We start from the raw sequence: 12432 nt of genomic DNA on the forward strand, positions 1-12432 counted from the left end.
GGTAGCTTCTCCAGCAGATATTGATTCGTTGAATCAATAACAGGGATTACCTCAATGTGATCATTTGGAAGATAATCTGCAATAATTTTGCTATCAAGAAGGTCCATTGATATTGGGAAGCAGTAACCTTTTCCCGGAAGGGTCAAAACCTCAACTCCCCATTCACGGATTGTCTGAATATGTTTATTGATCCCTGCCCGGCTCATTCCCAATTCTTGACCAAGTTGCTGCCCAGAATGAACTTCACCATCTGATAAAAATTTAATTAGTTTTAACGGAATACTAATATCTTTCATGAAATACATTCCACCGCATCTATCTCACCCTCACTACCGATAAAGCGTACTTCAGGCTCTAAATGAATATTAAACTTTTCGGCTACTTTATTTCGGACATAAGCAGCTAATGCAACAATATCCTGCCCTGTTGCATTTCCTTTGTTAATTAATACTAATGCCTGGTTTGTATGAATAGCCGCATCGCCAACGGAATATCCTTTTAAATCACATTGTTCAATCAACCACCCTGCTGTAATTTTTACACTATGCTCATTAACGCAATACTGAGGGCAATCTGGGTATGTAAATTTAATTTTCTGAGCTAATGCTGCTGATATGATAGGGTTTTTAAAGAAACTCCCCGCATTGCCCATTATTGCAGGATCGGGTAACTTACTCTGGCGAATTTCACACACCATATTAAATACTTGCTCTGGAGTCACATCTTCTCGCGAGAATTTAGCCAAACCACCATAAGTTAACGTTGGCTCCCAGATTTTATTCAAACGTAACCCGACGGCAGTAATAGCGTAATCATCTTTATATTGATGTTTGAATATACTATCTCTATAGCCAAATTGACACGCATTGGCCATTAGACGAATTGAATTTCCCGTTTTCAGCTCAATAAGCTCCACATACTCACAGACATCTTTAAATTCAACGCCATATGCGCCGATATTCTGAATAGGGGCAGAGCCTACATTTCCGGGAATTAACGCTAAGTTTTCCAAACCGTAAATCTGTTGGTTGAGCAAAGAGATGATCAATTGATGCCAATTTTCACCTGCACCAACATGAACATGCCAAGCTGTATCAGACTCTTGTATATTAATACCAAGAATGCGGTTTAGGATCACAGTACCTTTAAAATCGTCGGTGAAAAGAACGTTACTTCCTCCTCCCAACAATAAAATAGGATGATTCTTTTCCATTGCTTCTCGCCATAAGGTCAGAAGAAATTCAATAGAGGTGGCTATACCGATATGATCGGCGCTGGCTGAAATGCCAAACGTGTTGAACGCTTTTAGTTGGGTAGATTGACAAACAGACATTCACTTTAGGCTCAATAGGTAATTTAAGCCGCAGTCTATCAGACTCTATATTTGAAAGGTAAATAGTTACCCAATACCTACCTGTTAATAAAATATAAGAGAGCTAGAAAAGCCACTCATTAGAGTGGCTTTAGATTACTGACAAAGGGTTTTTTATCTGGCACCTTATTGGTTTTATCTGTGATTCAGCCGTGCATTTATCGGGTCAAAAACCCAATCATGCTCAGGAAAAGACGTGTCGGGGATAAATAAGGAAAAATCGGAAGATAATGGTTGATAATGAATACCGCAAACCCCGCTACTTTCAACGAGGTTTGTCAGCGGTCAGAGAAGCTTTAATTAGCCTCTTTTGTTTTTTAAGCCACGAAAAGACCTTTAATCTCATCCAGATCCAGTTCTAATGGCTCAGTTAATTAATTGTTCTACGGACAATTTAAGACTGATTAACTGAGAACCAACGAGGATTTCTTCACCGTAAATAATAGGCACAGGTGCACCCTGTTCTACTGTATTTTGAGGGCCGTCAAAGTAAGTTGAGTTTTTACGATTATCAGCGCCTCCTGTATAGGGGTTAGGTGTTTTTGTAAGAAGCCCCATAACTCCACCAATCAACATTGATGCTCCTGCTAACGCTAATGCATAGTTTTGAGTATAAAGACCGACCACAATCAAAACAGCCCCAATAACTGCCTGAATAGCACCCATAACCTTAGCGCCAGCCCCCCGATAGATGGGAGTAACGCAAACATGAACCATATCCCCATGATTTTCCATCTGGTATTCAGTTTCACTCATATCTCGTATTGTGCCGTTAGCTCTGGTCACACGGATATGGTATTTCTGGTACTTTGTAGCATTCTGTTTCATCCAGGCGAGCACCCCCTGTCTATTGCAGTTAATGATGCTAATGCCCTGCCGTACCGTAATACATTTGACTCTGTGCTCTTTGCCAAACTTCTTACCCAACACGCCACCAAATTCAAACGTGACTAAATTAGGCTCTTTTACTTTTTCACTCATAGCAATTCCTTATGCCGTAAATGATGGATCGTTGTTTTCTGATACATTCCACCGTAAACTGCTTTGCAGCTTAAGCGGTCAGATTGGTGGTGCAAAATCAGGTTATCACCAATATAAACCGCACAATGATCGGGCATTTTTGCTCCTATCTTCATAAGAAACAGATCACCTCGTTTGGGCTGTGTTCCGTAAGGCAGTTTAACAAACCCTTGTTCAGCAAAGTTTTCACTGAGAATATCTTTATCACCATCCCACCAATTGGGGATATGAAGATGCGAACATGCTCCCACCTGAATATTAAATTCCCGTTTGAGATAGTCACGGCATAACATCCAACAATCAAAGACGCCAAAAGCGTAAGGCCGCCCCTCATAAGGCATCTCAAAACCATTAGGGGTAATAACATTCACATCACTTATAATGAATTCACTGTCAATTTCAGGGTTATAGTTTTTTGTCACGTTAATGATAAACCAAGGAATTTCAGAGGATTCACAGCCAGCCAGATCCGCTTCACTGGCCTTATTTGTTCTATCCGTATGGCTATGCCATACCCCTACGACTTCCCCTTTATTTTCTGCTGCTATTTGATCCTCTGCATCCATGACAAAGAAATTAACAGGGTCTTCCGCAACGTTTTTACACAACACAAGTTCATACTTGGCTCTTTTCGTATTAACCAACAATCCACAAGCCTCATTAGGATAAGTTTGGATTGCCGCCTGTTGCATTGCCAAGTATAAAGCTGTATTCATCATTTCTTGGATCATGCTCGTGTTGCCCCCGGAAAGCCGCCAAACATAATGATGCCATCAGCAAAGTAATTCTTCCGTGCTCGGCAACTGGATAACCGCTTAGGGCAAAAGTCTGCTCCGGGGATAGAAGTCGGTTTGTCATCTTTATCAAAAGCAGGGCCAGTATATCCACACTCTGCACTACGATAATTCCACTGACAAGAATTACGGATCACTTGTCGGTTAGGAAGCTGTACCCCCATTAAGTCATAAACTGACGCCAGTTCAAACTCCACTATTTCGCAGGTCTCAAGCGTTTTCTGGTCGATAAACCATATATCATCAGGAAAAGACTGTTCGGGATTTGCATCAGGATTGACGCCATCAGGGAAATTCTCGGCATCAAGAAAACACTGCATCGTTCGCTTGCGTGTCACCTGACAACCTAACAAATCGTCTTTAGTTTGTAGTTCTGCCGAAATCATCCCATGCAGATTAACGACTTTTAATTTAGGTCTTGGAAGTTTACCTTCTCCACTAATGTCAAATCCTGTTGCCTTGATTGGCATAGGTTGGTAAGTCTTACCCTGCCATATAACAGGTTGATTCACATCATTTGTACCAGCGTGAAAATAGAATCGCCCTCCCCCAGTATTTTGGGGAAGATCGATAATGAAAAATTCAAATATAGAATCTGGTGATAGCAATTGAATTTGCTGTCTGATTGACTTCACTGTCATTATGTTTCATTCCTTAAAATCATGCTATTCCCAGTACGGGAATAGCACAGTTTTATTCGAATACTTGTCTGAATGTCGCTGTTAAGGTTGCACTTCCCTGACCTCTTGTAACATTAAAACCTTCACATACAATTAAATAAAGTTTTTTATCTGGAGATATCCAATTAAATGAATCTTTTCCACCATGTTCGTAAAGAAAATCTTCTATTTCTTGAATGAGGGGATAGCCCCCTTCAAATACCAGACTCCATTCGTACTTTCGCCAATTAAATCCCGACGTTAATCGTTGCTCATAACCTTCATCAAACGACTGTCTACTGATTGCCGGTTTGAAGTTTTTACGGGATTCAAATTTTGGATGCCACTTGAAGGTTTTCCGTTCCATGTGTTACTCCGTTAACATACCACCAGGTCGTTTTTCTTCGGTCATTGTCTCAAGAACAATGGATTTAATTTTCTGAGCCGTCTCGTTCCATGCAGATTCATTGCTTGAGTTACTTTTTTCTTCTTTATCTCCTCCCTGATTGACTACAGAAATGGAGATAACAACATTCTTATCTGAACCTGCACCAATATCATCACCAGCGATGTTCATATTCACGGGAATACGGCGACCATCAGGCAAAGGTACATAGGCTTCATTGTGCGATCCCTCACCGAAGAGTGCTAGTTGAGGTGAAGTTGCAATGCCACCTTTTGAATAGGCTTTTAGCGGAATTTCGCCCAACGATCCCATAATGCCGCCTTTTGCAAAAGTGGAAGTATATGATTGCCAACTGGTTGACATACCCATTGCCCCCGTATTAGCCGCAGAACCTGCCGCTCCTACACCCGCGCTTGCTCCTCCACCATATCCGGCTGCTACTGTCGATCCAATTGTTCCTGCCATTGATACAATAGAACCAGCAGTACTTGCTGAACTACTTGCCGTCAGAGATGCTATGAAACTTATAACGGCACTTCTTGCCAAACCTAGCGCAACTGAGAATGAAGTCACTGTTGTGGTAGCTGAAATATCAGCGGCCGATTTTGTTTGGGTTGCGGTTGTACCGGTGATCATTGCCCATAATTGTTGTGCATAACCGGCAATAGTAGAGAAGATGCCATCTGATTGCATTGTCTTCAATGCACCGGTTGTTTCTGTGGCCGCCTTACCGAGAGCTTGAGTAGATTTAGCAATGCCATCGTCGCCTTCCTTAGCACTAGAGCCACCGAACATACTCCCTATGCTCCCTACAGCTCCACCGATTTTTGATATGAGGCTTTCTCCCGTATCTCCGCCAGCACCTAAGCCTAATCCATTAATCATCGGTGAAATAACCATGCTGCGGATAAAGCTGCGTTGAAGCTCTTTAAAAATAAAATTACCGAAATCAGCAATATTAAATTTACCGGTATCAAGAAATTCCATAAGCTTATCTTCGAGGTTATCGAAAATATTCTTCATGTTTTCGTCAATTAATTTACCCAGATTCTGGTAATCATATGCCATTCTCGCCGTAGCGGTTTCAGTCATACGAACCATTGCTTCCTCTTTGCCAACATGGAACTTAGCCTGCTCTGCTTTGAGATATTTTGAGATTTCAATATTATTCTCATTTGCCTTGATAATCTTGGCAAAATACTCGTCTGCTTCTTGGTGGTTTTTTTCAAACTCGCTACGCATTTCTGCAACGGATTGAGTCATATTGCCTTTAACTGTATTCGCAAAACCCGCCCATTTTGAGATAAGTTGATCCGCAGAATCTTTGGTTAATGCCTTTTGGTAATCGTCCGCTCCTGCGGTGATTTCCGCTAGTTGTGCTTTGGCCTTATCTATCTGTTCTTGGCTTAGGATGCCATCTTCTGGTTTGGAGCTACCCAGTTTGGAAAGGCTTTTGGTTAGTGCATCAATTGATTGTTTATATTTAATAACTTCTGTACTGCCAAAACCGACTTTTTCCGCCACACTTTCGGCTTGATCGAGGATTTTTTTGTTCTCCTCGGCCATTTTCTCTGCAAGCCTTTTGGCCTTAGCTTCTTTTGATTCTCCTTGATGAGAGGATTTCCTGCGGTCGGCTTCATCTTGAATACGAGCATTAGCTAAAGCTACATCGATCTCCTTCTTCTCTGCTACTGAAAGTTTTGCGTAGGCCTCTGACAAATTATCAACGGCAATTTTTTTACCAACCAAAGCCTCTATAATTTGGAAATTAGCCTCTGCTTCTTTCTCTCCTTTCGCAATTCTGCCATCAATTGTGGCAACCTTTTCACCACTATTAATGCGATCACCTAACGAAAGCCGTTCATTATTTTTCCTGATAGTAGATAATCTTTTTTCTAACGCATCATTCGCACCATCATTGAAGTTTCCATCAAGCCCTTTCCAGCCATTAAACATCAATTCTTTGCCGTCTTTAACCATTTGCGCAAGATTGCCGATCTGGTTAGCTATATCATAGTAATGTTTGCCAATTTCTTCTTTTTGCGATATTAGTTTTTGAAGAAATACATCGTTTTTAGCTGCCACAGCATCACCTAATTCGGCTGTACGGTCAGCGATTTTTTTGTTAATTTCTTCTTGTTGTTTTCCAATAACATCTCGAACTTTCACGAGGCCTAATCGTTGAGCTTCCACTTCCTCATCATAAGCGGCACCTAGATCTTCTGCTGCTTTTTTACGAATTTCTGCCTGCCGTTCTGTCGAGTCTTTGTTGGTTTGAAGGTCTGCATCTCTCTGTTTTTCTATATCCGAACGTTTCTTCTGGTAATCAGCTTGTCGGATATTTGCAGCTTTTTGGTTTTCTTCCATTACCAGCTCTAACTTCTTGCGCATATGCTCTTTTGCACGAGCAAGCTCGGAGGCTCGAATTAAATCTTGGTTGTTATCATAATCTTTCTGTGAATCTTGTTGCTTTTTTAATGCATCAGTGTATTTTTTTTCTACTCCTTCAATAACACTATCAGTTACAATCAATCCTGATTTTTTGTTATTGTAGATTTGTTCCCTATGCTCTAAAGCATCATTTAATTCTTTGTTTGATCTATCTAAAACCTCCTTTTGTTCTTTTAATTTAGCCTTAAGCAAAGCAAGTTGTTCATCTGTCACCATGCTAGGCATGTTACGAGCTGCCTCTGTCGCATCTATAGCTTTTTGCTCAGCCTGTCCAAACCACCATGCAAGAGCGGCAACAATTTCAATAACTGTTGTGATAGCAGCAATGATAATATTTGCTTTCATAGCCATATTTAGGCTGCGCCATGCATAAGCCATTTGCCCGATTGCGACAGTTGCTACATTCAACGAGCCTCCCATACGCTGTGAACGTTCTGCAACCGTTGAAATATGTCGCCCAAAGCTAATCAGACCGCCACCACCCCCAGTGATCGTAGTCGCAATAGCTCTATTAAATGAAGTAATCGAACCAATTGTTGTCTTTAAAAAAGACAGGAAGATTTTTGTGCCGCCAATTAGCAACAGGATTTTTAGTAAGGAGGTCAATGCTGACTGATTGTTCACAACCCAAGTAAGCATTTCACGAGCAACATCTATAAATCCTGTAACCATCTCGCCAAATTGTTTGCCGTAATAGGACGCAGCATCACTCATTAGCAGCCTATTAATGTCTTTTAGAGCATCTTTTACCGCATCCATATAACCGGCATCACCGATGGATTTAGCCATTAGCGCAGCGTTGGTTTGCATTTGAGACACCAACCCTGAATAAGTGCTCATCATCCGTTGTGCTGATCCCCGATAAGAAATCTCCATGATGTTGAGCATTCCTTTTATTGCGGTTGTAGCCTCAACTTGCCCTGACGATATGGCTTTCGTCAGTTCGCCCATAGAAAGGTTCATACTGGTTGCCATTGACTGCATGGCAGTAGGAATAGCCTCTCCTAATTGCTGACGAAGCTCTTCCATTGATATGACGCCTTTGCCGGACATCTGCTGAATTGCAATTGTTGCTCGTTTAAGCAATTCACTATCGCCACCAAATCGAGCAACCGAATCAACCATCGCATCTAACGAACCTTTGGTTGGGTCGATCCCCGCCGATTTTAGTTTTACGAAGCTGTCTGAGATAGATTCAATAGAGAAAGGCGCATTTTTAGCTTTATCAATGATAAAATTAAAATCACGCATTGATTCGGCTGCTTTATCCGAAGATGTAGCCAAGCCTTGTAACATGACTTGCAGGCGTTCTAATTTCCCTGCGCTATCAAGTATAGTTTTTTGCCAATCAAAAAGGGCAGTCTTTAGCGTTCCAATAGCAAAAGATGCCATACCGATTGTGGTAATCGTATCTGACAAAGTGCGATTAAAACCTCTAAACCCGCCCTCTAAGCGCTTAACACCCGTACTCGCCTTTGTACCTTGATTAGATAGACGATTGAGTAAACGACCCGCATTATCGATCTTTATCTCAAACTCTTTGCTGTCTAGCGACAACCGAAAACCTAATGAGTCAGCCATCCTTAGCCCCTACCGAATATATTCCTTAATTTCAATTCGGCATCTGGATCAGATTCGGCATGGAAAGGTGACAACACCTTTTTCATGATGACCGGCTGCCCCAATCGTTGCTGTAAACTTTTCTCAAATGCCGTATAACTATCCGCCGTTGCCTGAGCACCCCTTACTGTCTGCAAACGGCGAATATCATCTTCTGACTTGATACGGTCTATGTTCCGACTTAATAACCAGAACCGTTCAAGCGGCATGGCGATAACCGATTCCGTGGTTTCGCCATAGAAAGCAACAACACGACAAAAGTAGAAACCGAAATCGATAGAAATAATTTCGACTCCGTTTTCTTGACGGGTTATTACTTTGCGTCTTCTCCAGCGTGATGCTCATTGGTTTCTTCGCCTTCATGAAATGCAAAGAGGACAATTTGCTGGATTTGTTCTGGCGTCAGGTTCTCTACCTCAGCTTTTGCCATTTCAGGAAGCAGCTTGCGAACAATTTCAATACCCGCCTTTAATTGCTCAACCGGAGTTTGGTTTTCAATATCCTCAGAGTGAAATTGCTGCGCCAGCGCAAACAGACCAACCGTCATTGGCGACATTTTATAATTCACACCACGCAGAGTAACTTCTTTAGGTTTTGGGGCAATTGCATCAAGGTCAAGTAATTTTGCCATCTTAAACTCCATGTAATAAAAAGGGCTTCTATTCGAAGCCCTATAATATAATAGGTATAAACATACTTACCAGATTAAATTAATTAATCTTGATTTGTCTCGTGCTCTGTCACAGATTGACTATTCTGAACCACGCCTCTCTCTAATTCTTTATCTTTAGGAGCATGTTCAGTACTTACTTTTTTTTTGCCATTTTTCCTAATACACCACTGTCATCAGGGTAGGCATTAAATTCAATATTGAACACACGAACATCATCATGCTTGTATGCCATATTGAAGCTACCTGCTGTTGCAGTACGAGGCAAGGTGAGAACATAATCATCTTTGTTCAATGGAGTTAGGACAAGGGATTGAGCAACTTCAACCAGATTGATACCGATACCGGTCTTGATGGTGATCTCATCACCTGAACCACCGACTTCACTGCCCGGCATTACTGTTGCCAAACGTTCCAGCACAGTTTCAGCCAAAGGTACAGTGACTTTGATGTTACGCCCCTGAATCAGTTCAGAAACAGTTGTTTCACCAAACTGATCAACAGTCACTTTCAGCGTATCGGTTGTAACTTCAACTTCAACACCACCCTTGGTATACCCCAAATCAATGCCATTAAAAGAAACATTACACGCACCTAGCTTAATATTCTCTACTTTATTTCCAGCCATAAGTATTCCCTTACTTATTAAGTATATAACAACTAAACTCTATCACAACACCTGCTTCAAAAGAACCCCCATCGTTTTGAGGATAGATAGCCGGTAATGTAACAGCCTGAATAAAATTAAAGTATACGCCTTTTATCTGAACATCCCGCACAGAAAGGTGCTTCATAATTGATGTACTCAGTTCAGTAACCTTACTAATGCTTTCTGCTCTGATCATCAAAGGAAAAATATCTTGGTAATAGCCCGTTAATTCGTTATCTATTGCAATGCCATCATTAGGCGACATAACCAAAAATCCACGTGTCACTTTTGGCGGCATATAGTAACAAAACAGGTCCTTGCCAATCACCCCGACCTTTTTAGATCCAAGATATTCCGTAAAAGCTTCAAGAATCATTTCCATCTACCTCTGCCGAAACCAGCACGTATACCTGCATCTTTCAGATCATCTCGACGCCGTTTCCAAACTGTGTTTCCTGCGCGTTCAATATAGTTTTTTCCAACCTTAACTTTCATGCCTGAACCGTAGTTTTCTACCTGCTTGAGCCTTGACTTAACCCCTAGTCGATACTGTGAACTGTTCATATAACCGGCATACACACCAATAGGTACGCGTCTTACAGGTCTTTTGTTGTTGCCAATGCCAGATCTCATTTTGCTTTCCGAGACATACAGGTTCACATGAACTTCGTTCTTTGAATTCACTACATGAGCGAAAACGGAGCTTTCAAGACTACCTGTTTCACGGGGCGTCATCGCGCGAGCATATTTCTGCATTTCCGCCGCCATCTTACGAAGCTCATTCAAAAGGTTTCGCTTCAACGCATTCTGGCTATGGGTCAGTTTTTCCTGAGCACGCTTAAATGAGCCAATATCTACTGAGATACCCATAAATTAGCCCCCACTTCAAAATGCCCCTCCTTTCCTCTGAGTCCGAATCGGTTATGAACTCTTTTTACTTCCAGTTTCACCCCCTCGATCAACAGCACATCATCCAGTTTTAGCTTTGACGACTTAGGAAATATGATCACCGCATCAAAAAGCTCCATATCTGCTTTTCCTCGTGAAGCCGAGCTATCAGCACGTACAGAAGTCCGGTCGTATTCCTCGATGAAACGAACGATCCCGACATCTGCTTTACCCGCGAAAAACAGCTTTGGCTCTCCGTACATGGATAACGTTTCTGACTTCCGATAAATTGTTGCAGTTGATTGCCGGCTAAACTTCATATCACCCCCTACGAATACGGATAGTGTTGTCGATGTAACGAGCGATAATCCGCCATGTTTTACGTGACAATGAACGGGTAGCTGATCTGCCGCTACGATACATATTGGTCGTCTCACCAATTGATTCTGACAACAAACCATCATCCCGCGCATCAGAAGCCCCACCGTTCTCAACGACAGCGACAGCTTCAATCATGCAGGCTTCCGCCAAGTCTTTAAGGAAATAATCTGGCAATGATCTGAATTCTTCTTCGCTCAGTTCAGCAAAATCAATTATGTTGTTTTTAAATTCACCTGATAGATAAAAAGGCAGGGTGTTGGCGGTCAGTACGTTTTGAGGTCGATCGTACTCGTTATCTGAGATTTTGTAGACCTTTTTGATATCGAATCGCATGTTTTTTAGACGTTTTGTGGCTTCCATTAATGCCTGACGCTGTGTATGGCCGTTCAGCATTAAGAAGCTGTCTGAGGCGTACATATCCATAGCCGCCAGTTTCGCTTCCATCAACGACACAAATGATTCGCCTGGCACTGACAAATCTAATGAGTTGATAATTGCGTAATACTGCTCATACTCAGATACGCGACCGCTCTGTGTCACCGACTTAACGATCACACGACGTATATCCTTTGATTTATCACCAGCCAATTCGTTATGTTCGCCTGAAACTGAGAACGAAATGCTCAAATCACCGCTTTCGATGGCGATAGGAACGTCTTCAACAACAGCTTTACCGGAAATATCAAACAATGAGTAAGTGGCTGATTCGACATCAAGAGCATCAAACACAAAGGTGAGAGATACGGTGTTTCCCGATTTAACCACGTCCAGTTTTGACATTATTCACCTGCGATTTTCAAGATGCTTTCGATCATGGCTTCGATTGATTTTTCTCGCACATCTAGATCATTACCGATTTTACGTAACGCCGAAATGCCGCCTTTATCGGCCACAGCTTCTAATTCTGCTCGTGAATAGCGAACACCCGCTTTTTCGGCAGTTCGTTCCATCGGTTTTACTGGTTGCGCTTTAGTTTCCGCTTCGAGGGCTTGTTTCGCTGTTAATTCGCGGGATTCTGATAATGAGGCTGCGCCACTCATGTTTTTACCGTCGATAGTTTCTGCTTTCATAATTGAGCAAATACGCTGCTGATCGAGGAACGGGATTAGTGATTTACTAACACCGTTTTCAAATTCAACTCCAAACATAACACCGTTGTAACCGGAGAATGCAGATTCAATGAGTTTGATTTTGGCTGGATTCATTTTTTTCTTTCCTTAAAGTGTGTGCGGTCGTCCTGACCACACTTAATTTACTCGCCTGAATCGTCTGCCTTTTCCGGTTCAGGCTTCTTAACTGTATCTGCCACTAACTCTGAGCGAACCGTTGATAAAATACGTTCTTGTTTACGCTGACTTACCGGTGACACAGTTACGCCATCCTTAAAACCGGTCATAAACAAATGTCCCGTGTAACCACGCATTGATCTTTCGGTCAGCTTTACTTTCTTTTCGGCCATAGTTTTATTCCCTTATATGAAAAAAGGGTGGGCTTTCGCCTCACCCTTTTTCGGTCACAAGTA

15 protein-coding genes and 1 pseudogene are annotated in these 12432 nt (G+C 41.9%); all 16 read right to left on the bottom strand.

Annotated features, from left to right (window positions below; genetic code table 11):
- Window positions 1-296: biotin operon repressor (locus Xsze_RS20100; protein WP_099139176.1), on the bottom strand; the 296-nt coding region annotated here is incomplete at its 3' end.
- Window positions 293-1333: a UDP-N-acetylmuramate dehydrogenase gene (murB, locus tag Xsze_RS20105; protein WP_038234181.1), complete on the bottom strand. Its 1041-nt coding sequence runs from the start codon at window positions 1331-1333 to the stop codon at window positions 293-295. The genes murB and Xsze_RS20100, both read right to left, overlap by 4 nt.
- A gap of 405 nt (window positions 1334-1738) precedes the next feature.
- Window positions 1739-2353, bottom strand: a complete 615-nt coding sequence (locus Xsze_RS20110; RefSeq protein WP_038234184.1) for a tail assembly protein — start codon at window positions 2351-2353, stop codon at window positions 1739-1741.
- Entirely contained in the window at window positions 2350-3123 is a 774-nt protein-coding gene (locus tag Xsze_RS20115; RefSeq protein ID WP_244431726.1) for a C40 family peptidase, read from the bottom strand. The genes Xsze_RS20110 and Xsze_RS20115 overlap by 4 nt, the downstream gene beginning before the upstream one ends.
- Window positions 3120-3827, bottom strand: a complete 708-nt coding sequence (locus Xsze_RS20120; protein ID WP_038234187.1) for a phage minor tail protein L — start codon at window positions 3825-3827, stop codon at window positions 3120-3122. Before Xsze_RS20120 ends, Xsze_RS20115 begins: the two co-directional genes overlap by 4 nt.
- 52 nt (window positions 3828-3879) lie before the next feature.
- Window positions 3880-4212, bottom strand: a complete 333-nt coding sequence (locus tag Xsze_RS20125) for a phage tail protein (protein ID WP_038234189.1) — start codon at window positions 4210-4212, stop codon at window positions 3880-3882.
- Window positions 4213-4215: 3 nt separating this feature from the next.
- Entirely contained in the window at window positions 4216-8283 is a 4068-nt protein-coding gene (locus tag Xsze_RS20130; RefSeq protein WP_038234191.1) for a tape measure protein, read from the bottom strand.
- Window positions 8284-8285: 2 nt separating this feature from the next.
- A complete protein-coding gene (locus Xsze_RS20135; protein WP_038234194.1) occupies window positions 8286-8531 on the bottom strand; it encodes a hypothetical protein in 246 nt (81 codons plus the stop codon).
- Window positions 8532-8635: 104 nt separating this feature from the next.
- Window positions 8636-8953, bottom strand: a complete 318-nt coding sequence (locus Xsze_RS20140; protein WP_038234198.1) for a hypothetical protein — start codon at window positions 8951-8953, stop codon at window positions 8636-8638.
- 178 nt (window positions 8954-9131) lie between these two features.
- Window positions 9132-9620 (bottom strand): annotated as a pseudogene (locus tag Xsze_RS20145) (hypothetical protein); the annotation flags it as partial.
- A gap of 10 nt (window positions 9621-9630) precedes the next feature.
- Window positions 9631-10023: a minor capsid protein gene (locus Xsze_RS20150; protein ID WP_143707592.1), complete on the bottom strand. Its 393-nt coding sequence runs from the start codon at window positions 10021-10023 to the stop codon at window positions 9631-9633.
- Entirely contained in the window at window positions 10014-10511 is a 498-nt protein-coding gene (locus tag Xsze_RS20155; protein ID WP_038234204.1) for an HK97 gp10 family phage protein, read from the bottom strand. The genes Xsze_RS20150 and Xsze_RS20155 overlap by 10 nt, the downstream gene beginning before the upstream one ends.
- Window positions 10496-10849 (bottom strand): hypothetical protein, encoded by a 354-nt coding sequence (locus Xsze_RS20160; RefSeq protein ID WP_038234207.1) that lies wholly within the window; start codon window positions 10847-10849, stop codon window positions 10496-10498. Before Xsze_RS20160 ends, Xsze_RS20155 begins: the two co-directional genes overlap by 16 nt.
- 1 nt (window position 10850) lies before the next feature.
- Entirely contained in the window at window positions 10851-11690 is an 840-nt protein-coding gene (locus Xsze_RS20165; protein ID WP_038234209.1) for a hypothetical protein, read from the bottom strand.
- Window positions 11690-12115: a hypothetical protein gene (locus Xsze_RS20170; protein WP_038234211.1), complete on the bottom strand. Its 426-nt coding sequence runs from the start codon at window positions 12113-12115 to the stop codon at window positions 11690-11692. The genes Xsze_RS20165 and Xsze_RS20170 overlap by 1 nt, the downstream gene beginning before the upstream one ends.
- 47 nt (window positions 12116-12162) lie before the next feature.
- Entirely contained in the window at window positions 12163-12369 is a 207-nt protein-coding gene (locus tag Xsze_RS20175) for a hypothetical protein (RefSeq protein ID WP_038234214.1), read from the bottom strand.
- Window positions 12370-12432: the final 63 nt, after the last annotated feature.

It is taken from the genome of Xenorhabdus szentirmaii DSM 16338 (genome assembly GCF_002632585.1).
GTDB lineage: Bacteria > Pseudomonadota > Gammaproteobacteria > Enterobacterales > Enterobacteriaceae > Xenorhabdus > Xenorhabdus szentirmaii.

Bases quoted from the DNA above. Each gene is read 5' to 3' on its own strand.
- Xsze_RS20115 (WP_244431726.1), bottom strand. From the start codon at position 3,123: ATGATCCAAGAAATGATGAATACAGCTTTATACTTGGCAATGCAACAG.
- Xsze_RS20160 (WP_038234207.1), bottom strand. From the start codon at position 10,849: ATGAAGTTTAGCCGGCAATCAACTGCAACAATTTATCGGAAGTCAGAA.
- Xsze_RS20170 (WP_038234211.1), bottom strand. From the start codon at position 12,115: ATGAATCCAGCCAAAATCAAACTCATTGAATCTGCATTCTCCGGTTAC.
- Xsze_RS20175 (WP_038234214.1), bottom strand. From the start codon at position 12,369: ATGGCCGAAAAGAAAGTAAAGCTGACCGAAAGATCAATGCGTGGTTAC.
- murB (WP_038234181.1), bottom strand. From the start codon at position 1,333: ATGTCTGTTTGTCAATCTACCCAACTAAAAGCGTTCAACACGTTTGGC.
- Xsze_RS20130 (WP_038234191.1), bottom strand. From the start codon at position 8,283: ATGGCTGACTCATTAGGTTTTCGGTTGTCGCTAGACAGCAAAGAGTTT.
- Xsze_RS20125 (WP_038234189.1), bottom strand. From the start codon at position 4,212: ATGGAACGGAAAACCTTCAAGTGGCATCCAAAATTTGAATCCCGTAAA.
- Xsze_RS20120 (WP_038234187.1), bottom strand. From the start codon at position 3,827: ATGACAGTGAAGTCAATCAGACAGCAAATTCAATTGCTATCACCAGAT.
- Xsze_RS20165 (WP_038234209.1), bottom strand. From the start codon at position 11,690: ATGTCAAAACTGGACGTGGTTAAATCGGGAAACACCGTATCTCTCACC.
- Xsze_RS20140 (WP_038234198.1), bottom strand. From the start codon at position 8,953: ATGGCAAAATTACTTGACCTTGATGCAATTGCCCCAAAACCTAAAGAA.
- Xsze_RS20150 (WP_143707592.1), bottom strand. From the start codon at position 10,023: ATGGAAATGATTCTTGAAGCTTTTACGGAATATCTTGGATCTAAAAAG.
- Xsze_RS20110 (WP_038234184.1), bottom strand. From the start codon at position 2,353: ATGAGTGAAAAAGTAAAAGAGCCTAATTTAGTCACGTTTGAATTTGGT.
- Xsze_RS20155 (WP_038234204.1), bottom strand. From the start codon at position 10,511: ATGGGTATCTCAGTAGATATTGGCTCATTTAAGCGTGCTCAGGAAAAA.
- Xsze_RS20135 (WP_038234194.1), bottom strand. From the start codon at position 8,531: ATGCCGCTTGAACGGTTCTGGTTATTAAGTCGGAACATAGACCGTATC.